Raw genomic sequence first — 26084 nt, 5'->3', positions numbered from 1 at the left:
AAGCAGCAATCAATTTATATTTATTCAACGTGCAAAACTATCTTATACCTTCAGAAATCTCCTGGCTTTCTTTCAATGATTGTATTTTGGGTGAGGCTGATGACCCAAGTAATTCATTATATGAAAGGATTAAATTCTTAGCTATTCATTCGTCTAATTTGGATGAATTTTTTAGAGTAAAAATCAGAAAACTACTGATCAAAAATTCAAAAAAGAATAAAGAGCTTCTTGCTAAAATCTTAACTGAAGTTAATCTCCAACAGAATAGATTTGGAACGATCTGGAATACTTCGATATTGCCAGAATTAGAAGCTAATAATATTATCTATTATGAAAATCAAGAACTCTTAAGCGAACATTTACAGGAGATTGAATATTATTTTAAAAGTATTATTTTGTCTTATATTCAGGTAATTTATATTTCAGTAAATCAGCCTAAAACTTATTTTTTAAATAATCGCAGTCTATACTTTTTAGTAAAATTAAAAGATACTTCTGGAAATGATAATTACGCTTATTTAAATATTCCTTCGGATAAACTCGATCGCTATAAACAATTGCAAAGTCACGGAGATACACATTATATTATTTCGATTGACACTATAATAAAACATTGTTTGTCGCTCATATTTCCTACTGGAAAAGTTATTTCCTGTAATGCAATTAAATTAAACCGAGATGAAAATTATCTAATAGAAGATGAAAACTCAGGAGATTTAATAGCAAAGATTGAAGCAAAAATTGAAGAACGTAAGCGAGGCTCATCAACAAGATTTCTCTATGATTCTAATATGGATTCTGATACAATTTCGATATGTAAAAAAGCTTTCCGACTTAAAAAAGAGGAAATGATACAAGGAGGAAGTCATCATAATCTTTATGATTTATTCAAGTTTCCAAATCCAGTTAAACCGAATCTTCAAGGCGCAAATTATCCAGGTCTTAAACATTTTCCTTTTGAAAGCAGTAAATCAATTTTCGAAATTATTAATAAAGAAAATCAATTGTTGCATTTTCCGTATCAATCGTATTATTATGTACTTCAGTTTTTTAATCAGGCAGCAATTAATAGAAATGTTCTTGAGATAAAAATTACTTTATATCGCATCTCATCAGATTCGTTGATTGCAAATGCCTTGATAAGTGCAGCAAAAAATGGTAAAAAAGTTACTGTTTTTGTAGAAGTAAAAGCGCGTTTTGATGAATATAATAACTTATTCTGGTCTAGGGAAATGAAAAATGCCGGCATAAAAATCATTCAGAGTATGCCGAATTTAAAAGTTCATGCTAAAGTTGCAATGGTTACAATGAAGGATAAATATGGAAATAAAAAGAACTACAGTTATTTATCTACCGGAAATTTTAATGAAAGTACAGCAAATATTTATTCGGATTTTGGATTCTTTACAGCAGAAAAAAAATACGCAGATGATTTGAAAACAGTCTTTGCATTTTTGAAATCCAAGAAAAAAACAGCTGCGCCAAAACATATTTTAGCAGCAGGTTTTAATATGAAAGATAAATTAATAGAATTAATAGATAACGAAATCAACAATAAAAAAGAAGGCAAAGAAGCTTATATCTTTTTAAAAGTAAATGGAGTTGATGAAAAAGATATTATTGATAAACTTATTGAAGCAAGCAAAGCAGGTGTAGATGTGATAATGATAGTACGCGGAATTTGCACGTTATTGCCAGGAATTAAAAATGTATCAGAAAATATAGAAATCTATCGCATTGTAGATATGTTTTTAGAACATTCGAGAATCTACAAATTTGCCAATAATGGTGATGAAAAAATCTATTTATCATCTGCAGATATGTTAAACCGAAACTTAAACCGAAGAATAGAGGTTGCTTTTCCTTTATCTGATGAAAAACATATTGCAGCAATTAATACTATCATTCGATTACAATTAGAAGATAATACAAAAAGGAGAATTATAAACAGTGAAGGAAAAAATGAGATGGATATTCAAAATTTAGATGAATCAAGACGCGCACAGACCGAAATTTATAATTCGATTGCTGAGGCCAATAATGAATTGCGCTAAGAGAATATTTAAGCTTAATTTTGACAGAAGCATTAGCTTTCTAAAAGGATTTTACGGTTTCTTTGAGAGTTAAATCTTCTGGTGCGAATTTTTATTCTTTTTATCTGAATTAAGCAGTCGGTAATAAGATTTTTTATTTCAACATAAGAAACATTATGAATTGAAGCGATATTATTTTTTATCCCGTCAACATAATTTTCTGCTGTTAATAAATCTCTTTCAAGATTTTTTAAAATATTGCTTTTTATGTTTTTACTTTTCTTGTAGTAGTAAATGCAATTATGAAGATCTTCTATTTGTCCCTGAAGATCAAATACTGCATTTTTTGATATTGCACGTCTGTAATAATTTAAAAATTTTAGAGGATTATCTTCAATTACTTTGTCAAAATCTTCAATTGCTTTGTAGTGATGGTTTAATTTTTGAAAACATTTTGCCCTAAGTTCATATACCGAAATATCGAGTCCGGAGCTTACGGCAACATCAAGATGGAGTATGGCATCATGAAATTTGCTGGCTAAATAAAGTTGCCTTCCCTTTTTTAAATCAATCAGATCTTGAGTAGGATTTGACTTTGATAATTTATTTTTAAACTGCATTCCTAAATTGACAAACCATTTCATATACTAACATTTTAGATGGTTGAAGCGCTCAGATTGTAAATCAAAGCTGAAGATTAGGGGGAAGCTAAAGTTAAATAAAATTTTGATATACAGTTGTTTATAATGTGTTTTGTTGATAAAAAATTAGCAGGAATATTGTTCATCCCTGTTTTTTAAAGGGATTATGAGGATAATTAATTGTCAAAAAAATAACATTTATGTCTTGCAGTTTGTACTTTTGCGTTTATGAATGATAATTTTATAAATGAATATTTTGGCATAGGAATACAAAATGGTAAAACACCTGAAAACTTAGGAGTTTTGTGGCGATCGGCCCAAAATTTAGGTGCTACTTTTATATTTACCATAGGTAATCGATATGCTAAACAAGCTTGCGATACTCATGATGCGGTAAAGGCAATTCCTTATTTCCATTATGAAACTTTTGAAGCTTTTTTTGAAAATTTACCAAAGGGAGCACGTTTGGTTGGTGTTGAATTATCTGAAAATGCATCTGATTTAGAAACTTTTGAACATCCAAGACGTTGCGTTTATTTATTAGGAGCAGAAGATCATGGTTTGTCTAAAAAAGCAATGGAGAAATGTCATCATTTAGTAAAATTTAAATCTGAAAAAAGTTTAAATGTGGCTGTGGCGGGAACGATTATTATGTATGACAGAAATTTGCCTAAACCTCGGTCTTAGAATAAAAAAATCTAGAAATCATCTTCGATCTAAAAAAAACGAGCAATTAACGAAAGATTATTTACTTCCTGATGCAGAACAGATAAAATAGTATACGATTATGAAGGGATCTATTGCTTTGTGCGGAATATTTTTTAAAGTTATTTTTGAATAAAAATGTCTCTAAAATTACATTATTATTTTAAGGAGTTTCTACCATACCTTTAGATAGTATTATAGTTGTTCTTTTGTTTTCATCGTTAGAAGAAACTTTTTTTAATGGATGTCCAGCATACAATTCATATTTAGGAGCAGTATTTCCTGTAAATTGTATTTTTTCTACACTAATAATCTTATCGGGAATATTTGCGCCATACCATAGTGAATCTGCTTTTTGTTTCCAGGTAACTTCATATAAAACTGCTCCGTTAGGATAGGAACTGTCTGCTTTTATTTTTGCATGCTGAAAAGCAATTTTATTGCCATATAAAGTTGACATAGTTGCTTTATTTGGATTTATAGAAAATGTAATGGGTGATAATAATAGAGGGTTTTCAGGCAACGCATCTAATGCTGATACAGAAGCTTTTTCATTAATATTATTTTCATTATTTCTGTTACATCCAGAAAGTATAATAATAAGCACGATTATGATAGAATGAATTGGTTTCATAATTATTTGTTTTTATTGTAGATATTAAATTTATTGATATCAAGATGCAGTGGAGTAGTAAAAACGTAATCATTGTTTTTAACAGGATTATGACAAGAAATACATTCCTGATCAAAGTTGGCGTTATCACCGTACGGTTTTAAGTCATTTCCTTTCCATCTTGCCCATCCCCATCCCTTTGTAGCTTCATATTTTTTTGCATCTTTTATCATAAATTCAACCTGAATGAATGCCCCTGCAGATATAGTTCCATCGGCTTCTATTTTTTGTTTCCAGGCTGTTTTGGCAAAAATCGCACCATCAGGCCAAGGATTAGTTTGATGTTCTGCAATAGCTTTTACGGCAATTTCGTTTCCATAAATGATACGCATACTGCCGTTGTCGAAACGATCTGATGTACTAACCGCTTTCCAGTTTCTAAAATCGGGTATGTATGAAATATTATTTAGTGTCGCTTTGACTTTAGTGTAATCGGTTATTTTTTTATTTGGAAGTATTTTTTCAATACCTTTTGGAGCAGCAATAGAAGGTATTGCCGGATTTGTTTTTCGGACTGCTATCGTTGTTAAATAATTCTTCAGAACTTCGACGGAACTATCTTCTAATTTGGCGGAAGGATGAAGAGCTGTATAACTTTTTAGCGGCATTTCACCCGATAGTATTTTATTAAAAGCGTAATAAAGTGTAGCACTTTGCTTTGGCTTTTCTAACTTATCCCAATCCGAAAAATTCAACGCTTTTCGACCATCTTTAATATGAGAAGCTACTATAAAATTTGCAGGCGTAATTTTATCAAACCAGGCAAGATTCACAGTGTTAGAATGACAGTCAAAACAAGAGTTTCTTAAAATAGTATTTACTTCTGCAGGAACGTTCGTAAAGTCCTTTGTTGGTGTACTATATTCAATTTCTTCAGGTTTCCAAAATTGTAAAGCAATAAATACTAGTAGTAAAATTGCGAAGATTTTAAGTCCTTTTTTCATTTGTTTTATTTTTAGATGAAATAAATAATCAATTCAAAATTAGGCCTAATCCCAGTGTTTAAAAGATTTAATTGGTTCAAAGGGGATTTTTTGACCTTGAAGCCGAAATATTAAAAGCGAAATAAATTGCTTATTTTAGCCTAAGTAAAATTTTCTAAACGGATTTCATTTTAAGGACTATAAATTTACATGAAAAAAGCACGCCTTTATACTTTGACACTTACAGGCATTAGTATTGTTGTTCTAATTATTAGTTTGATTTCTTCCAGTTATCTTTATTTGTCTGCCAAAGAAAAGTTGTGTAATAGTAAATTAGAATCGGGTGAGAGGGAAGTTCGGGAAATTTCACGTCTTTTAGAACAGCAACTTCGCAGCGGATTGTCTAAAGATCAGGTAATTCATAATCTTCAGTTAAGCATTGAAAATACAGATATAAAGAGTGATTTTATTTGTATGTACAATCAAAAAGGAATTGAACTTTGTCATCCTAATCCGGCGTTAATTGGGGTTAAAATCCAAGAGAATAATTCTCAGGTAAATGGAATAAGTAATCAAGAATTTAAACCATTAAGTACCGTTTTGGAACAAGGAGAAAAAATAGGAGGGATACGTACGTTTCCTAATGATCCAAAAAGAAAATCGGAAATAATAAATATAAATCCCGTTGCAGGAACAGACTGGATGGTGGCTTCGCATGCTAACTTGGCCGTTTTAGAAGAAGAATTATCAGATTTGTATTTGCAGTTTGTTGTGAGCCTATTTTTAAGTACAATATTTATAAGTGTTTGCTGCTACTTAATGATACGACTTATTTATAGAAAATATGAAAGGGTTTTTGATCTTGAAAAAGAGGATTTGAATTACAGAGTAAATGAGCTCCAGATCTTGAATTTACAGTTAAATTCAAATCAGCAGAAATTACAAAATCTTGCAGATAACACTATTCTAAATGATACATCAAAAGAGTCTGAAATTCCAAAGAAAAGAATTCTTACTTATCATAAAGATGAATTGATAAAATTGGATATAGAAGAGATTGCCTATATTTTACTGGATACCGGAATTACTTATATCTATACTTTTGACAATCGTCAGTTTAACAGCAATAACAGCCTTGATGAAGTTATGAAATGGCTTGATCAAACTATTTTTTACAGAGCAAACAGGCAGTTTATAGTCAATATAGGCTCTATTAGCAGTATATTACTTTATGGAAAAAATCAGTTGAAACTAATTATAAAACCAGATCCCAAAATAGACATTATTATCAGTAAAAATAAAGTATCGGAATTTAAAAACTGGCTCGATCAATAAACTGTATAAACTAATTCTATTCAGATATATTTAAATTTCTTCTTTGTTGACTGATGCTGGAAATTTTTTAATAATTAACTTCCTAAGTCTTTCTTGGTTTTCATCTCCCCAATTACCTAACAGGCTATTTGACTGGAGCAGAATATGTAATCGATGGTGGCACAATTCCAACAATTTAATTAATTGAATTTTTAGTTTAAAGCCAATTAGTATGAGGACGATACAATTTTATGAGTCGATTTAAATCAAATTTAGTTTTACAGATAAACTTTTTAAATCCTGTTCTAAAGAGCGAATAGTGGCCTGTAGTTCATTTAGCATATTAGCTCTAGAATATAAATCGTCAGCGTTGTAAATACCACCATCATAGAAGAAAAGTTTTTCGGTTTCAGAATCTATTTTTCCATCAAAATTGTATTGCAACCATCTGTTTTTAATACTTTCCTGCAAATCATTTTTTCCAGAATTACTAAATTGTTTTTCGTTTAGTATCGCCCAAATAGATCTTGGATATGCACCGTTAGAATTGTCATTGAACCAAATATTTCTTAGCAGATTTCTCTGCAGTTTTAAGTTGATTTTTTTTCCTTTAGGAGAAATAGTCATCGCTCCTAATCCTGCACTTAATAATCCGCCACTTACACCTACAATATTACTGGAATTATTGTTTTTTATTAAAACAGTTGCTACAGTAGTCAATGCACCTATCGTAACTGAAGCTACAGTAAGATTTTTGGTTTTTTTGTTATTGATACCGTTAACATAATAGGCTAATTTATTGATGCGCTCGCCATTACAGTCTAATTCTGAAGCGAGCGCATTAATTTCGATACCGGTAAGAATTAAGCGGTCAGTAATTTTTTGTTTTAAAACCAGTTTTTTTAAAGTGTCTTTTTTTATTTGGAGATATTCTGTCAAATAAGTTTCAATACCAATAGCATTGCTGATTAGGATATCATGTTGGGATAGATTAGCATTTAATATACTGTCTTGTTTTGGTAATTTAGTTTGAGAAACTTCTAGTTTAGAATAATCATAATCAATTGTAGGCTGGCAGTAATTGCTGGTAAGGTATTCAATTTTTGGACTATTTAAAACAGTTGAACAAGAACAGGCAAGAGCGGTTGCAAACAATACAATAAATATTTTTAGTTGTTTCATATTGACTTTGTTTTAACCCTAAAAATACGAATTAACTTTTTATTGCTATCAGTCAAATTTGAAGATATTCAAACCCCATCGAGTAGGTAATTTCTCCAATTGAATTATTAGTATTTAAAAGTATATTCTTAGCTTCTTCAATCAAAAAATAACGAATATGATCGTGTGCATTCATTCCAGTTTCTTTTGTCATGATTTTATTCCAAGTTCACTTTATGGCTTGTCAGTATCTTACAAAATTTATTGGAAGACAATAAAACAAACAATAAAATGCATTGACTGATTTCTTGAACTACATTAACTTTTTGATGTACGCCACCACTTAGCTTTGCAGAAAATTAAACTCATGAAAAAAATATTAGTAATTAACTCAAGTCCTCGTGATGGAAGATCACGCAGCAGAAAACTTGCGAATACGTTTGTTGAAATCTGGAAAAAGCAAGCACCTGATACGTCAATAACCTATAGAGATTTAGCATCGACTAATGTTCCACATGTCAGTGAAACTTGGATTGCTGCAGCATTTAGGCTTGAAAACGATAGAACAGAAACTGAAATTGAAGCATTAAAATTAAGTAAGGAACTTATTAGTGAGTTAAAAGAGGCTGATGTAATTGTTCTTGCAGCTCCAATGTATAATTGGACAATTACTAGCTCTCTCAAAGCTTATATTGATCAGGTTTTAAGAGTAAACGAAACATGGAAACTTAATACCGAAGATCTCTCGAATCCTTACATTGGTCTGTTGAAAAATAAAACCTTATTCCTGTTGACCTCCAGAGGAGCTCAAGGTTACGAAAAAGGGGAGTACAATGAGCATATGAATTTTCAAACTCCTTATCTGAAGATGGTTTTCAACATTATTGGAATAACAGATATTCAGGAAATTACTGTCGATGGCGAAGTATATGGCCCAGAAGCAATTGAACTTGCAATTGAAAAATCAAATGCAAAGGTTACAAGTTTAATAGAAAGATATTTTTACAGCCATTAGGATTGGATTCGGTATTTTCAATTTAATCAAAGTATCGCCTAATATTCAAAATTATAAGCAATTAAAAACCGAGTTGAAGTATTTATAGACAATGCTTCAACTCGGTTTTTTGTTTTCAATTATTTTGTTGCTCTATTTTCCTGGTACAGAAATAAGTTTTAATGGCTTCTTACAAGGAGTAGGCTTGTAATGTCTTTCTAGCCCATTTTCCCCAGTCTTTCAAAGCATCCAAAAGTATTTTGTTTAGTCCTTTATTGTCAGCAAGTTTGCCTTTAATTGGTGGAGCTAAATCTTTGTCAGAAACTGGAATTTCTGTAACTTTTGTAGCAAACCACGTCATATTTTCATGTGGCATGGCCAATCCTAAAATTGTTCCGGGTAATCCTGTAAAAGATTCAGGACCACCAGCAAATGGAATTTGAATTGTGTAATAGGCAACAACATAAACAGAATCGAGAACTATAGCATTTGCTCTGCGGCATTCATAACCTGCAATTTCTCTTGTTTCATCTGTAATTTTCCAGTTAATTTTGCGTAAACTATCTTTGACTAAGTATAAATCATCGTAAACGTTTTTTTGGGTAATACTGGTTTGGGTATCTAAATCTGTGGCGATAACATTTTTTAAATTAGCCATTGCATCATCTGCAATCCAACTGTTGCTGCTTGGTGATTCATTGGTTTCCTCCCATTTATATAAACTTTTGTTTTTTGAAAAGCTGAGTGTACTTTTTACAGTTTTAAATTGTGGATTGGTTTTTTTATAACTCTCAAAAGCTAATTTATAGTAACTCTCAGTTTCTCCTTTTATTTTTTTTGTAATCAAAGCGTACATATTCGATTTTTTCTCAAATTCGATTACGCCATTTTGTACAAAGTGGTCATTTTGTGCAAAAGTATTACAACTTGTCAATACAATTATTAAAATTAAGATGTGATTTATTAGTGTTTTCATGGTTTTAGTTTTGTTTAATTTCTCCTCCGCCCATTTTGCTGAAATCCCAGCTTACAGAGAACATAAAGTATCTTTGGATAGTTGTATAAGTACTTTGGTTGATATTTCCATTGAATGCAGAACGGTTAAATCCTACATTTTGGTTCAAAAGATCTCTTCCCGTTATAGAAACTCTTAAATTATCTGATTTTAAGAACTTCTTGGTGATAGATGCATTCCAAATAAAACGTTCAAAACTTTCCTGAATCACTTGCGTTTTTCCATTATATTGATAATTACCATCTGTGCTAATTTCTAGTTTGAAAGGCAATTGTACACTGGTCCAGAAATTTCCATTAAAGCCCCAGCCATTACTATCACTATTTTCGTTGATGCTTGCATCAGCAACATTGTAAGTAGGTCCGAAGCTAGCATTCAAATTATATTTTTTTTCTTTATTCTTTGATAAGTTAAAATTAAAGGAATAAGTTGAATTTTTAGTTTGATTCAGTTTTGTATTGATATAATTATAGTTTACATTTTTGTTGGCGCTTAGACCAATTCCTGCGTTCATGTCTATGGCTTTGATTGTTTTGCCAAAATTAGTATTGAAATAATAACTTGTTGAAACTTTGTCTTTTAGGTTTACAAATTGAGAAATACTTTGTCCTCTATCATTTGTAACCACATTACTTATTATTGGGTTTAGCGTAAAATTATACGATCCATTAACCGAAAAATATTGATTGCTAAGTACTTTATACGAATAATAACTACCTCTAAAAGTATTTTTAAAAGAAGGATCTAAATCTGGATTACCCAAAATCGTATTTAATGGGTTTTGATTATTTGGTATTGGTTGTATTTGTTCTAATGTTGGCTGATCATTGTTTCCGTTATACGACAAACGCAGTGATTCTCTTTGTTTAAAATTATATTGATATGTTATTTGAGGCATGTAGTTGACAAATTTTCGCTTAAAAGAAGTATCTCTATAAACATCATATTGTTTAAAGTGTACATCACTAAATTTAGAACCAAAATTAAAAACGGTTTTGTTTTTTCTGTAATTAAAAATCGCTCCAAGTTGGTTCATCGTTTGGTCTAATTCATAATTATTACTAAAGATGGAATCCAAAACATTATAATCGCCATTTGGAGATTGATTAAAAGATTTACGATCAGATTTCCCGTTACTAATGTTGAATCCATAATTAAGAATTAAAGATAGACTTTTGGATAACGGTTCAGTATAGATTAAATTTGATTTAAAAGCCGTATTGCTAATATTATTGACTTTGTTTTGATCGACTACTTTAGTACTATCTGGACTAATTACGGATGGCGTAAAAAATTCAGCTCTAGAATTTAAATAACCATCACTTTTGCTATCTGTACTTGATTGGTTTAAATTAAGAGATAATGTTCGGCCCTTTTTTTGAAATCTTTTGGTTAATAAAGCATTAAAATTAAATGTTTTATCGTCAACATCGTTTGTAGTTGTCTGTTTCAAATTATTCAATTGGTTACCTTGTTCGTCGGTACCTTTTCGCATTTCTGCGTCACTTGAGTTACTCTTTTTAAATAATCCATCTACATTTAATTTTAAAGTTAAAGTAGTATCAATTTTAATTTCATAAGCTAGATCAAGTTTATTTTTAGTCATGTTTTTTTCAAAACTCTTGTCTGAAGTATTATAAATGCTGCTCGAACTTAAATTTTGCTGATTAATATCATTGCGATTTCCTGAAAGTTTGATATCGCCAATTTTATAATTTACATTGATAGATTCTTTATCGTTGTTCCATTTATTGTCAAAATGTATTCCGCCAGTTTGAGCTACTGGAATTCCTTCACCATTAAATTGTCCATCCCAACTGTCAAATTCATCATTTCCACTGTTTGTAAAATAAATACCGCCGTCATCAGTTACTTGATAACTGGTTTGTCCATATTTATCTTTATCTTCCCATCCTAATCCTACTTGTCCTGTGTTACCTAAAATGCCATAAGCTGCTAATTTTTTCTTATCCCAAAATTTATTAAACATGGCTTGACCTTTGTAAAAATTATCAGTTCCTCCTCCGAGTTCTACTTTCCCGAAATAACCATTTTTTTTGTCTTCTTTAAGTTTAACATTCAGAGTTTTGGTTTTCTGACCATCATCAATTCCTGTAAAAGCGGCTTGATCACTTTTTTTGTCGTACAATTGTACTTTATCAACCATGTCAGCACGTAAGTTTTTTGTAACTAACGTAGGATCATCACCAAAAAATTCTTCACCATCAACCAAAACTTTGGTTACAGTTTCACCTTGAGCGGTAATTTTTCCATCCTTATCAATTTGTATTCCTGGGAATTGTTTTATAAGATCTTCCACTTTTGCATTAGGTTCTATTTTAAATGCTTTTGGATCAAATTCTAACGTATCTCCTTTGATTTTCATAGCGGCTCTATTGCCTTTTATAATTATTTCGGATAGTATTTTTCCTTTATCTTCCAAATTAATTTTACCATAATCCTTGATTAAATTTGTGGAATCAATAGAAAATTGATCTACAAAATCAGCATATTTAGGATAAGAAACCAGTAAAATAAATTTACCGGATTTAATATTATTCAACTCAAAATAGCCATTTTCTTTGGCTCGGGTAAATTTTACTAAAATGGAATCTTGTGCTCTTAACAAAGAGACTGATGCTTTGGTTAAAGTAGAATTGTTTATGGTATCTGTTATATATCCTTTAACTGTGCCTGATATTTGTGCTTGTAAAGTAGTTGAAAAAAAAAGAAAGCAACATAATAATAGAATTGTTTGTCTCATTAAGTGGTATGGTTTTTTTGAAAAAGAGGCATTATAGTTCTATTTCTATTTTTTTAAATAGAAAATAAATGCACTTGTTATGTAATTTGTTTTTGAGTAAGAAGATAGATTGTAGATTCTATAATAGAAATTGAAATAGCCCTTTTTTACACAGGTTTGCAGGAGTATAGTGACTTGATTTTATGAAATTCATAATTTTTTTTTGAGGTTTTGGTTTATAGCAGTGTAAATTTTAACGATTTTAATTAGTAATCGTTAGTGTAATAGTTAAATATTAACATGGTTCAAATCTAAGTAAAAATACTACAATATAAAAAATGACTTTGCTTTTTTTTAACATAATTAATTATTAACAATCTTGTTTTTTTTGCCAATATCTTTCAATGTTAAGCTGATTTTAAATTCTAGAGTGGAAGTTTATCTACAATAATTAAGTTTTTGCCTTGATTATCAGTAGAGTGTATATGTGAAAACTTACACTCGGTATGGCTAATTTTGCTGGAATTCTTGTTTGTAAAAATGCCTTGCGCCACGATTTTGCCCTAAAACTTTGATTACTAAAATTTTTAGGGCTATTTTCTAAAATTCTGTTAATTAACAACTCTAGTTGTATTTTTTCAAATTGTATCTTAATTGTACTTGAAATGTATTTAGTGCGGTTAAAAAATGGAAAATTCATTTCTCGGAGTTAAATTAACTTCGGGTGAAATAATTTGTATTAGAAATAAAACATTTTAATTATCATCTTCATCAAACATCGTAATAAATGTTTCTTTTTCCTCAGTAGAACAGCAAATTAATAAGTGGTTTAGTAAGAAAAGCACTCTACTTATTCTTAAAAAAAAAACACATGTTTTCTAGTTTTGGACAGAGATGATCTGTTATTCGAACCTTATTCGAGATGGATTGATTTTAATGAATTAAGTACAAGGTGGAGACTTAAAACCACGATTCTGCCACAAAACTTTAGAAAGGTGAAAATCATTAAAAACCGTCTTAGTTTTTTGTGGCAAAATTGGAGGTAACTCGACTACAGGTGGCTGTATAATATTTAAGGCTGCAAAATCACTATATTTTTTACAGGTGTGACAGAAGGTAATGTAGGTCTATTTTTCTTTATTTAAAAATTGGGCATAGTTATCGAAACTGGCAGTCGTTGCCATGATTCCTAAATTTATTAGCTGGTTTGTATCAATGTATTTTACTGAAGATTCGCAGTATAGATTTATGTCTTCTGTCTTTGCAATTTCTTTTTCATAATGTTTATAATAAAAGGCATTCCTGAAATGTTGTTCACGTTTAATTTCTTCGTTAACTTCTTCTATAAAGTCAAATAGAAACTTTGTATGGAATACTGCTCCTTGAATATTGCTTATTTGTGAATTGTTGATCGCATGCATGCCATCTGTAAGATATGTTTGTTTTTGATTTTTGAATAATGAAATTTTTGATAAAACATGTGGGATTGATATATCCCCAAAAACTCTTTTACGCATTCCTCCTGTAAATGATTTAGTGTCAAAGAAAGAATAACTTTTTTTATCTATAAATCTAAAATTACCAGTTTCATAACTAGAATCAAAAAACGGAATTTGTAATAAGGGATTTTCTCCTGCATTATAATGTGTAGATTTAATACTCTTCTCGGAATACATATCCAATAAAAAGCTTCTGATGGAGGTACTTTCTTCTTTCTCTAAAAAATTAATAAGATCTGCTAATTTTAATTTTTCCGAATAAGGAAATGCAAACAGTTCATCAATATCAACAACTAAACACCATTGGTCAGAGCCAAATTTTTTCAGTAAATACTCCATCCAAAACCAAAAATTTTTAAAATTATCTGTAGTTGAATATATATGGACATTGTCATTTTTTGAAGCAATAGATACAGAATTATCCGAAGAGTTATTATCTATTATGAAAAATCTATCGACGCCAATTTTTTTGTAATATTCAAAAAAATATGGGAGCCTTAACTCTTCATTTCGCATTATTGCAAATAGTCTTATTTCATCTTTATTATCTGGAACATTTGTAAAATTAACTTTCTTTAGTTTTTTAACTGATTTCTTTCTTTTTATGTAATGTACAATTTTTGAAATATCTCGTAGCCTATTGAACGCAAATTTTTTTATTATATCCATTTATTTAAAGATTATTTTATTATTAATTTATTGTATGTTTTCTTTTTGAGTTATTAAATAAGTATTGCTTTTAGCTTTAAGATAATGTTCCAATCTTCTGAGGGAGAACGCTTTTAAGTACAAACTAATAAGCTGAGACAAAAAAGGAAGTTTAAATTCTCAGTTTTAATCTTGTAATGTGCATTGATTAATGTTCGATTATTTGTGAATGTTATTACTAGATAACGAAGTGAAGATACTAAAAAACTATCCTAATATTTGTGAGAATTTATAAAAAAAAAATATAATCATAGTTGTTAGAAAAGTGAGTGATAAAGAAACGGACTTATTACATCAAAAGATGATAGCCGATCTATGCAGTCATCAAAGAATAGCATAAATTAAAGTCAAACACTTTAATAAAATAACGTATTTGTAAGATTATATCATTATTCAATTTTTATAAAAATGAAGTATTTATTACTTCAACTTCGCGACCAAGAATTCATTCATAATCATGAATTGAGACTACTCAACAAAGTCATCTCGACTATTTAAGGGCCTTATAAGGGGATATTTAATCTGGAACAACAGAAAGACAGTGCATCAAAATGTGACAAAACATCTTTGATGCAATTGTTAAAAATATTTACAAACGTAAAATACGATTATAAAATAAAACTACTCGAGAAGTATATAATTATCGCTTTCAAAATAAATCATGAACCTATAATATAACTTCAAATCTTTCGACATCAGAATTAGAAGATTTATATGGCAATCGAGTGCGCTAAAGAATGCAAAAAAATGGTTGACTTGATTGCTTTTAATAGAAAATCATGTGATAAACGATAACTAATTAGTTAATAAAAAGTTAAAGTAATTAATGTAATTTTCTTATAATTAATTGTAAATCAGGAGTAAGTTTTTGAATTTATATTATCAAATGATTAAATTTAATTTTGTGTTAAATAAATAAATTTTTTCGTGTTAAATGATTAAATTAATTATATATTTTTGCTTTTATAAGTTTTTAATTAAAAAAAAATGAATCAAAACAATTCAAATTTAATTTCTAAATATTGGAAAAATAAATTGTTTCATAGAGATATAAATATTGAGTTGAAAAATAAAAATAATAATGTTTCAAGTATTAGTATTAATCATAATGAATTAAATTATTTTAATAAACTTACGAATAATAATCCATTAGCCCAATATACAGTTATAATTGCTATTTATAATTTTTTATTGAAAAGATTTGTAAGCGAATTTGATGGATTTATCGTTTCAAATTTTAAAAATCAGTCAAATTCTTTGCCGTTATCATTTTCAACGGATTTAAATTTATCTTTTAAAGGCTATCTTCAAACCGTTAAATTAGAAATTTTAGACACATTAAATAATGCTGATTTTAATAAAGATATAGTATTTCAAAAGACAGGTTTTGAAGACTTTAGTTTATTATCTCATTATGGAATTAATATCAACTCCAATTCTAAGTTAGATTCCAATGGCGTTTTGTTTAATGTAAAAATAAACGAGAAAGAAGATATAGAAATTCATGTTTCTTATTTAGAAGGTTTTATAAAAAAAACAATCGTTGACTATTTAGTTCAGCATTTTAAAGACTTCATAATTAATTTAGAAAATAATATTGAAGTAAATTTATCGGAATATCCACTACTTTCTGAAAATGAAAAACATCAACTATTGGTTGATTTTAATGATAACGATCTAGCTTATCCAAAAGATAAAACGATCGTTACTTTTTTTGAAGAACAAGTAACGAAAACTCCATATAATGTTGCTGTTGTATTTGGAGAAGTAGAATTAACTTATGTTGCATTAAACGAAAAGGCCAATCAACTAGCTAATTATATTTCGTCTAAATATACCATCAATAAAGGAGATATAATTGGTGTCTTTTTACCTAAATCAGATGTTGGAATCGTTTCGTTATTGGCAATATTAAAGTTAGGTGCCGTTTATCTGCCAATAGACACTAATTATCCTCAGAAAAGAATCGATTATTTAATAAAAGATAGTGGCTTAAAATTGCTAATTGGAGATGATGCCGTGTTGAAAAATGACAATTGCGATATATTAAATGTTAATCTAGTAAATTTAGAGGACTATAGTAACGACAATATAAATGCAAGTATTACATCAAAAGATTTAGCTTATGTAATTTATACTTCGGGTTCTACAGGGCAACCTAAAGGGGTGATGGTTGAACATACGAGTAATGTAAATATGTCGTTAGACCAGATCAGATCTTTTGAAATTACAGAAAATGATAAAGTGGTATGGTTTGCTTCTGTTGCTTTTGATGCATCTATATCCGAGATTATGATGAGTTTATATAGTGGCGCTACATTATGTATTCCATCAGAGGAGACAATAAAATACAAAGATCAATTTATAGGTTTTTTAAAAGAAACAAAAGTATCAGTAGTTACTTTTCCTCCAAGTTATTTAGGGCTATTGTCTGAAAAAGATATTTCTGGGTTAAGATGTATTATTACAGCTGGTGAATCGGCTAATCCTACTAAAGCAATAGCTGTTTTAGAATCAGGAATTGATTATTATAATGCATATGGCCCTACAGAGTGTGCTGTTTGTGTGTCATTTTATAAGGTGACAAAAAATGATATTGATAAATCAATCATTCCAATCGGCAGTCCTATTTCCAACACACAGGTTTACATATTAGACGAGTCATTGCAGCCATTACCTATAGGAGTTGCAGGAAAACTGTATGTATCGGGAGTAGGTGTAGCCAGAGGCTACTTAAACAAACCAGAACTCACAGCAGAAAAATTCATTTCGAATCCTTTTATAAAAGGAGCAAGAATGTATGATACCGGTGATTTAGGCAGGTGGCTACCAGACGGCAACATTGAATTTTTGGGCAGAAACGATTATCAAGTCAAGATAAGAGGTTATCGTATAGAACTAGGAGAGATAGAAACGGCCATATCTGGATATTCAGAGGAGATACAACAGGTTGTAGTGGAAGCCAAAGAAATCAACCAGGACAAAACTTTGGTGGCTTATTATGTATCCAAAACAGAGATTGACAAATCAGAGCTTAGAACTTATCTGCAAAACAAGCTGCCTGAATATATGGTGCCTGGTTTTTATGTAGAGATAGAAAGTCTGCCTTTAACACCTAATGGCAAGATAGACAGAAAAGCCCTTCCGAGTGTTACTGGAGAAGACATCATCAAAAAAGAATATGTAGCGCCAAGAAATGCCATTGAAGAAAAAATGGTAGAAATATGGCAAGAAGTATTAGGAATAGAAAAAATAGGCGTAACCGATAATTTCTTTGAGTTAGGAGGTCATAGTTTAATTATTGCCCAAGTAATCAATAGAACCTACAAGCAATTAGGAAAAACGGTATCTTTTAAAGCATTCTTCACAAGCCCGAGCATAGAGGAATTAAGTAAACAATTATTGGAGAATGATTATTTGGCAATACCTAAAGCTCAGGAAGCACTCTCTTATCCATTAACGGCATCCCAAAACAGGTTGTGGATATTGAGCCAGTTAGAAGAATCTTCTTTGGCTTATAATATGCCTGCCACTGTTAAATTAACTGGAACTATTGATGTCAAAAAATTTAAAGAATCCTTTAGATTATTAATTCAACGTCATGAAATTTTAAGAACCTATTTTAAAACAAATGAAGAGGGAGAAGTTCAACAACATGTTGCACCTACGGAGGAAGGAAACTTTAAGATAACTGAGAAAGATTATAGTTCAGTTGAAAATCAGGAGGAAGAAATTGCTAATTATTTACAAGAGAAAAACAGTCAATCTTTCGATTTGGAAAAAGCACCACTTATAAGGGCTTCTTTAATCAAATTAAGAGAAGACGAGCATGTATTTTTCTTATCTCTTCATCATATTATTGGCGATGGATGGTCAATTGAGCTATTAATTGCAGAGGTTGTAAAAACGTACAACGCACTAATGCAAGGAAAACAAGCCAATTTACCAGAATTAAACATTCAATACAAAGATTATGCGGTTTGGTTTAATTCAGAATTGCAGCAGGAAAAATATAAAGTATCAGAACAGTATTGGCTTGAACAGTTTACTGGAGAAATACCGGTATTAGATTTACCAAATTTTAAAGCCCGTCCGCTGGTGCAAACGTATAACGGAAATAATGTAAATCATAAATTTCCAATAGCTTTTTTAGAGAAGCTAAAGACTTTTTCAAAGGAGTACGATGTTACTTTATTTATGACTTTAATGGCGGGCATAAATGCTTTGTTACATAGATATACAGGTCAGAATGATATCATAATAGGAACCCCAATAGCAGGAAGAGAGCACCCTGATTTGGAGAATCAAATAGGGTTGTATTTGAATACGCTTGCGATAAGAACCCAGTTAAAGGACGAAAGTAACTTTTTAGATTTGGTAGCAATACAAAAAGAGACTTTATTAAGTGCCTATGACCATCAAAATTATCCTTTTGATGCATTATTAGGGAAATTGAAATTAAAAAGAGATACCAGTCGTTCGGCTTTATTTGATGTTTTGGTGGTATTGCAAAACCAAGGGCAGTTAAATAATCTTAATATTGAAGAACTCATTAACCTTGAAGTAAGTAATTACGAGTTTAAGAATAAAACATCCCAATTTGATATTAGTTTTACCTTCGTTGAAGCAGACGGATTGGATCTTACAATTGAGTACAATACAGATATTTATGATGAATACTTGATAGAAAGAATGTTTCTTCATTTTGAAAATCTTCTTACAGAATCATTAGAACAACCTGAAAGACTTATCCAAGATGTAGATTACCTAACAGATAAGGAAAAACAACAATTATTAGTAGACTTTAACGATACCAAAGTTGATTATCCGAAAGATAAAACCATCATCGATTTATTTGAAGAGCAAGTTGATAAAACTCCAGATGATATTGCTGTCGTTTTTGAAGAAGTACAATTGACCTACAAAGAACTAAATGAGAAAGCAAATCAATTAGCGAATTATTTATTAAAATTTAGTAATCTATCTAAAGGTGATTTCATTGGTATAAGTATCGAAAAATCTGAGTTTTTAATTATTTCACTATTCGGAATTTTAAAGGCAGGCTATGCTTATGTATTAATTGATTCTTCTCTTCCTGCAGAAAGATTCAATTATATTTTAAATGATTCAAAAAGTAAATTATTAATTGACAACAAATTTAGAGATGAAACTAGAAATGTACTTATTAGCGAATCGAAAGAAAAACCAAATATTAAAATAAATTTAGATGATATAGTATATCTTATGTATACATCTGGATCTACTGGTAATCCAAAAGGTGCGATAAATATTTACAAGGGATTTACAAACACTGTAAAATGGTATGCAGAGAAAATTAATGAAAGAGATAGAATAAGTATTGTCAGTAATCTAAGTTTTGATTTAACTCAAAAAAATTATTTTGCACCTCTTATTGTTGGTGCAAGGATCTATATAGATTCTGATTTTGACCCAATAAGCGCAAAAAGCTTTATTAAAAAACAACAAATTACAGTTATTAACTGCGCGCCTACATTATTTTACAGTTTATTAGAGGAGAATCAGGAAGACCTTATTTCGTTAAAAAAGGTTATACTTGGAGGGGAATCAATTAAACTAGAATTGATTAGAGATTTCTTAAAGAAATATGATGTAGATATTTTCAATAGTTATGGACCTAGTGAGGCGAGTGATGTTTCAGTAGAGTATCAGCTTAAAAAAGATGAAATAGATTTAATCCCAATAGGTAGACCTATAAGGAATACGAAGATTTTTATATTAGATAAAGAATCAAACCAAGTTCCTATAGGTGTGATAGGGGAAATATGTATTGGAGGAATTGGGTTAGGACTAGGTTATTTAGGCAATGATAAATTTACTAAGGACAAATTTATATGTACATCTAAATATGGGAATATATATAAATCGGGTGATTCCGGGAGATGGTTACCTGACGGTAATATTGAGTTTTTAGGCAGAAACGACCATCAAGTAAAGATTCGCGGTTACAGAATAGAGTTGGGAGAGATTGAGACTTTTATTTTAAAGTATTCAAAGGAATTAATTCAAGTAGCTGTAGAGGCGAAAGAAATGAACCAAGAGAAAATACTGGTTGCCTATTTGGTATCTGGTAGTGAGATCGATAAATCCGACCTGCGTAGTTTCTTGCAAGAGAGATTGCCTTATTATATGGTGCCGAGCTTTTATGTTGTTTTAGAAGAACTACCATTAACACCTAATGGCAAGATAGATCGCAAAGCTTTGCAGAGTATTAATGAAGAAGACATCATTAAGAAAGAATATGTAGCCCCAAGAAATGCCATTGAACAAAAAATGGTAGAAATATGGCAAGAAGTATTAGGAGTTCAAAAAATAGGAATTACAGATAATTTCTTTGAATTGGGAGGACATAGTTTGATAGTAGTTCAAGTTATCAATCAAATTTTTAAGCAATTAGGACAAACGATATCCTTTAAAATATTTTTTGCCAATCCAACCATAAAAGCATTAAACAAACAATTAAAACAAAGCGAATATTTACGCATTCCCAAAGCAGCTGAAGCACTCTCTTATCCATTAACAGCTTCACAAAGTAGATTGTGGATATTAAGTCAATTAGAAAATGGTTCATTAGTCTATAATATGCCAGGAGCTGTTAGGTTAATTGGTGCTATAGATATAAATAGGTTTGAGGACTCTTTTAGATTATTAATTCTAGGTCATGAGATTTTAAGAACTTACTTTAAAAAAAATGAAGAGGAGTTGATTTCTCAGTACATCACACCGATTGAACAAGTAAACTTTAGAATTTCAGAAATCGATTTTAGCGCAGTAGAAAATCAAGAAGAGGTTGTAGCCAATTATTTGCAGGAAAAAAACAATGAGCCTTTTATTTTAGAAGAAGCACCATTATTACGTACCTCTCTGATTAAATTAGGAGAGAATGAGCACCTACTTTTCTTAACCATGCACCATATAATTGGAGATGGATGGTCATTGGAATTATTAATCGCTGAAATTATACAAACATATAATGCTTTAACGCAAGGAAAACAAGTCAATTTACCTGAATCAACAATTCAATATAAAGACTATGCAGTATGGCTTAATTATGAGTTACAGCAAGAAAAACTAAAATCATCAGAAGATTTTTGGTTGAATCAATTCTCAGGAGAGTTACCTGTTTTAGATTTACCTAGTTTTAAAAAACGACCATCTGTCCAAACTTATAATGGAGCAAGTTTAATACATGAATTCTCCAAGCCATTTTTAGATAAACTGAAAGGTTTTTCAGAGAAACACCAATCCACTTTGTTTATGACTCTTATGACAGGAGTCAAAGTGCTTTTACATAAATACAGTGGTCAAGATGATATTGTAGTAGGTACTCCTATAGCAGGACGTGAGCATCCTGATTTAGAGGATCAAATAGGTTTGTATTTAAATACACTAGCAATAAGAACACTCTTTAAAGAGAATAATAGCTTTTTAGATTTATTAAATCAAGAAAAAGAAACTTTATTAGGAGCATACAATCATCAAGGTTATCCTTTTGATGCATTAATTAAAAAATTAAATTTAAAGAAAGATACCAGTCGTTCTGCTTTGTTTGATGTTATTGTTGTTTTACAAAATCAAAAACAATTAAAAAATCTTAACAACGAAGAACTAATTGGTATTGAAGTAAATGAGTACAGTTTTTTAAGAAAAACTACTCAATTTGATATTCGCTTTGCTTTTACTGAAAAAGATGGCTTAGAATTAATGATTGATTATAATACAGATATCTATGATGTCAGTTTAATCGAAAGAATGTTTCATCATTTCGAAAATCTAATGAATGGATTACTGGATGAAACAACAAAAGATATTCAAGAAGTAGAATTCTTAACAGAAATAGAAAAATTCCAAGTAATATCAGAGTTTAACAATACAGTTGTTTCTTATCCGAACGATAAAACAATAGTTACTTTATTTGAGGAGCAAGTTATTAATACTCCTGACAATATTGCTATTGTTTTTGGTAATATATCACTCACGTATAAGGAACTTAACGAAAAAGTCAATCAATTGGCTCACTACTTAAGAAACGAATATTTCATCGAGCAAAATGATCTTGTTGGTATAAAGTTAGATAGAAGCGAACAAATGATTATTGCAATTTTAAGTGTCCTAAAGTCAGGAGCCGCTTATGTGCCAATAGATACCAATTACCCACAGGAAAGAATAGCTTATATTGAAAAAGATATCAATTGTAAAGTGATTGTTGATGAGGATGAGTTAGCACTTTTTAATTTACAAAGGTTTAGATTTAATAGTGAAAATCCAAATCTTATCAATTCAACATCAGATTTGGCTTATGTAATTTATACTTCTGGTTCGACTGGAGAACCAAAAGGAGTAATGGTGGAGCATGGTAATGTTATTAGATTAGTTAAACCTTGTTCTTATTTTCCATTGAGTCCAAAGAATATTTTGCTAAGTACTGGTTCCGTATCTTTTGATGCCACTACGATCGAGTATTTTGGAACTTTATTGAATGGCTCAAGATTAATATTAACCACTCAGGACAATTTACTTGATTTGTCTAAATTAGAAGATGTTGTAAAAACACATAAGGTGAATAGTCTTTGGATGACTGCTTCATGGTTTAGTCAAGTGGTAGAAAGTAATATTAAGATTTTTGAAAACATTGACCAACTAATTATTGGGGGCGATGTTGTGTCACCAAAGCATACTGAAAAAGTATTTGAAAGGTATCCGGCCATAAAAATAGTAAATGGTTATGGACCTACAGAAAACACAACATTTTCTACAACTTTTGAGATACAAAATGTAAAATACACCACAATTCCGATAGGGAAACCTATTCCAAATAGTTTTGCCTATATATTGAACAAAAATTTGCAACCAGTCGTTACCGGTGTAATAGGTCAATTGTACGTATCCGGAGCTGGAGTAGCGAGAGGCTACTTGAATAAAGCAGAACTTACAGCTGAAAAATTTATTTCAAATCCATTTGTGCAAGGTGAGAGATTGTATGATACAGGAGATTTGTGTAAATGGTTACCAGATGGAAATATTGAGTTTTTAGGAAGAAAAGACCAACAGGTTAAAATTAGAGGATTTAGAATTGAGCTTGTCGAAATTGAGAATGTCATACTTCAATATTCAGCGAATTTTAATCAAGTTTTGGTTGTCGTAAAAGAAATGCATCAGGAAAAAGTACTGGTGGCTTATTTGGTTGCATCTAATGATTTCGATAAAAATGAATTGCGACATTTTCTCCAAAATAAACTTCCGGATTATATGATTCCTAGTTTTTATATTGTGTTAGATAAATTACCATTAACTTCAAATGGGAAAATAAATTATAAGGCTTTGCCAAACATCTCTGATAATGATATCATAAGAAAGGAATTTTTAGGCCCAAGTAATGAAATTGAGGAGCAGTTAGCTGAAATATGGAAAGAAGTATTGGGAGTGGGGAAAATAGGAATTACGGATAATTTCTTTGATTTAGGGGGTGACTCGATACGTTCAATACGTCTTTTAAGCAGGATTAATAATTTCTTGGGGCTAAATTATAAATTATCAGATATTTATGCATTTCCTTCTATTAAGGAATTATTATCTATAAAATTAGAGCGCCAGACAAGTACAATTTCTCCGTTAATAAAGATACAAGTAGAAGCAAGTTTTGAAAATTTATCTAAGGAATTAGATTCAGAGAAGATTATTGCTATTTTTCCCATGAGTGATATAGAGCAAGGTATGTTATATTCCTCATTTCTGAACACAAACCTAGGTGTATATCATGATCAGTTTTTAATTCCTATTCCTATACAGGATTTTGATGAATCCATATTTATCAAAGCATTAGAATTATTGGTTGAAAAACACGAAATACTTCGTGTCGCATTCAATATAGACAATTACAGTGTGCCTGTACATCTTGTTTATAAGAATATTGATATATCATTGGAGAGCGAAGATATTTCGACAAAAGATAAAAAGGTCCAACAGGAACTGATCAATGAGTTTATGATTCAGGAGCGAACTGAAAAGCCATTTGATATTTCTATACCAGGTCTTTGGCGTATGAAGATTTATAAATTGGGAGAACAACAATGGCATTTATTGTTCCAATTTCATCATGCTATTCTTGATGGTTGGAGCCTTGCATCTTTAATAACCGAACTTAATAATACATACATCAGCATACAGAAAGAAGGTATAATGACTTTGGAAAAGCTTTCATTGAGCTATAAAGATTATGTCTTTAATCAAAAATGTATAAAAGAGAGTGACAATCAATATAATTATTGGAAAGAAAAGTTAAATGATTATAAGCGTCTAGATATTTTTACTGAAGAAGTTGTATCCAATCACTACAATTTTGTATTGGAAGGAAAACTATATAATTCCATTCAGGAATTTGTAGTTAGTCAAGGGATAAGTATGAAAATATTAAATTTTTCAGCCTATCTCTATGCATTACAAATGTTAACATATGATAATGATGTTTTGGCCGGTCTAGTCACAAACGGAAGACCTTTATTAGAAGATAGTGATAAAATATTAGGGTGTTTTTTAAATACACTACCGTTTCGTTTAAATGGAACAAAAGGAACAATATTAGATTTTGTAAAACAAGTAAATCATTTTGTAAACGTACAGAAACAGTTTGAAGGAATTAGTTTATTTGAATTACATACTCGATTTTCACTTAATAACCAGGGAGAGAATCCGTTTTTTGATACATTCTTTAATTATATCGATTTTCACATATTGAATGACCTTAATCTCCAAGAGATAAGTAAAGTTAAAGAATTTGAATTTACGGATATTAATTTTACATTATCCAATACTTTTCTAGATTTGACAATTTGTCCTATACAGGCTGGTATAAATATATTATGGCATCAGCAACGTGTACTAAAAGGAGGAATAACAGTAGAGCAATTACATAGTTATTACTATAACTTTTTAAATTTACTTGTAACTCGACCAAATAATGTTTTAAATAGGGAGGTAATTTTATCTCAAGCAGAGAAACAACAATTATTAGTAGACTTTAATGGTACCAAAGTTGATTATCCAAAAGATAAAACCATCATCGATTTATTTGAAGAGCAAGTCGATAAAACTCCGGATAACATCGCTGTTGTTTTTGAGGAAGTACAATTGACCTACAAACAACTCAATGAGAAAGCAAATCAATTAGCGTATTATCTAAGAGAAACCTACAAAATACAAGCCGACGATCTAATCGGAATAAAGTTAGAGCGAAGCGAGCAAATGATACTGGCTATTTTGGGAATACTAAAATCAGGTTCCGCTTATGTGCCAATTGATCCAAGTTACCCTCAAGAAAGGATTGCTTACATAGAAAAAGATAGTAACTGTAAAATTGTTATCGATGAACAGGCATTAGAAATCTTTTACAAGATCCAAGATAAATATACTAAATCAAATATTTTAAAGATAAATAAGCCTAACGATTTGGCCTACGTTATTTACACTTCAGGAACTACCGGTAATCCTAAAGGGGTGATGGTGGAACATAAAAATATTGTAAATATTATTTCAAACCAAACTAGGGAATTCAACATAAAAGAGAACGAAAATATTGCGCAATTTTCCAATATAGCTTTTGATGCTTCAGTAGAACAAATTTTTTTAGCGATCTTGAA

Annotated in this window: 13 protein-coding genes; 5 read left to right on the top strand and 8 right to left on the bottom strand. The window is 30.3% G+C overall.

What is annotated here, in order from left to right:
- Positions 1–29: 29 nt before the first annotated feature.
- Positions 30–2054, top strand: a complete 2025-nt coding sequence (gene ppk1, locus FN795_RS20955) for a polyphosphate kinase 1 (RefSeq protein WP_167498112.1) — start codon at positions 30–32, stop codon at positions 2052–2054.
- A 32-nt stretch (positions 2055–2086) separates the two neighbouring features.
- Here ppk1 and FN795_RS20950 read toward each other — a convergent pair whose 3' ends face one another.
- A complete protein-coding gene (locus FN795_RS20950) occupies positions 2087–2677 on the bottom strand; it encodes a hypothetical protein (protein WP_142452439.1) in 591 nt (196 codons plus the stop codon).
- A 225-nt stretch (positions 2678–2902) separates the two neighbouring features.
- On the opposite strand from FN795_RS20950, the gene FN795_RS20945 reads away from it, so the two are divergent.
- Entirely contained in the window at positions 2903–3361 is a 459-nt protein-coding gene (locus FN795_RS20945) for an RNA methyltransferase (RefSeq protein ID WP_142452438.1), read from the top strand.
- A gap of 181 nt (positions 3362–3542) precedes the next feature.
- On the opposite strand, the gene FN795_RS20940 is transcribed toward FN795_RS20945, so the two are convergent.
- A complete protein-coding gene (locus FN795_RS20940) occupies positions 3543–4013 on the bottom strand; it encodes a hypothetical protein (RefSeq protein ID WP_142452437.1) in 471 nt (156 codons plus the stop codon).
- A gap of 2 nt (positions 4014–4015) precedes the next feature.
- On the bottom strand, positions 4016–4996 hold the full coding sequence (locus tag FN795_RS20935; protein ID WP_142452436.1) for a heme-binding domain-containing protein: 981 nt from the start codon (positions 4994–4996) through the stop codon (positions 4016–4018).
- Positions 4997–5185: 189 nt separating this feature from the next.
- Here FN795_RS20935 and FN795_RS20930 point away from each other — a divergent pair, with 189 nt between their 5' ends.
- Positions 5186–6310, top strand: a complete 1125-nt coding sequence (locus FN795_RS20930) for a LytR/AlgR family response regulator transcription factor (RefSeq protein WP_142452435.1) — start codon at positions 5186–5188, stop codon at positions 6308–6310.
- A gap of 240 nt (positions 6311–6550) precedes the next feature.
- On the opposite strand, the gene FN795_RS20925 is transcribed toward FN795_RS20930, so the two are convergent.
- The gene (locus FN795_RS20925) at positions 6551–7471 is read right to left on the bottom strand and encodes a hypothetical protein (RefSeq protein ID WP_142452434.1); all 921 of its coding nucleotides are present in this window, start codon (positions 7469–7471) and stop codon (positions 6551–6553) included.
- Between the two features lie 52 nt (positions 7472–7523).
- Positions 7524–7664, bottom strand: coding sequence for a hypothetical protein (locus tag FN795_RS21505; RefSeq protein ID WP_154275403.1), 141 nt, complete (start codon positions 7662–7664; stop codon positions 7524–7526).
- Between the two features lie 153 nt (positions 7665–7817).
- Between FN795_RS21505 and FN795_RS20920 the strand changes: the two genes are divergently transcribed.
- Complete coding sequence (locus tag FN795_RS20920; protein ID WP_142452433.1) at positions 7818–8465, top strand: FMN-dependent NADH-azoreductase; 648 nt, start codon at positions 7818–7820, stop codon at positions 8463–8465.
- Positions 8466–8634: 169 nt separating this feature from the next.
- Here the strand turns inward: FN795_RS20920 and FN795_RS20915 are convergent, their stop codons facing one another.
- From FN795_RS20915 to FN795_RS20905, 3 genes are all read right to left on the bottom strand, one after another.
- A complete protein-coding gene (locus tag FN795_RS20915; RefSeq protein ID WP_142452432.1) occupies positions 8635–9420 on the bottom strand; it encodes a GLPGLI family protein in 786 nt (261 codons plus the stop codon).
- A 4-nt stretch (positions 9421–9424) separates the two neighbouring features.
- Complete coding sequence (locus FN795_RS20910) at positions 9425–12223, bottom strand: outer membrane beta-barrel family protein (protein WP_142452431.1); 2799 nt, start codon at positions 12221–12223, stop codon at positions 9425–9427.
- A gap of 1106 nt (positions 12224–13329) precedes the next feature.
- Positions 13330–14370 carry a glycosyltransferase family 2 protein gene (locus FN795_RS20905; protein ID WP_142452430.1) on the bottom strand — a complete coding sequence of 347 codons (1041 nt, stop codon included), beginning with the start codon at positions 14368–14370 and terminating at the stop codon, positions 13330–13332.
- A 1026-nt stretch (positions 14371–15396) separates the two neighbouring features.
- Here FN795_RS20905 and FN795_RS20900 point away from each other — a divergent pair.
- Positions 15397–26084: non-ribosomal peptide synthetase (locus FN795_RS20900; protein ID WP_142452429.1), on the top strand; the 10688-nt coding region annotated here is incomplete at its 3' end.

Origin of the sequence: Flavobacterium resistens (assembly GCF_900182645.1) — a bacterium.
Classification (GTDB): Bacteria; Bacteroidota; Bacteroidia; order Flavobacteriales; family Flavobacteriaceae; genus Flavobacterium; species Flavobacterium resistens.
Note: the sequence above shows the minus strand (reverse complement) of the source record. Positions and strands in the feature narration are given on the sequence as shown.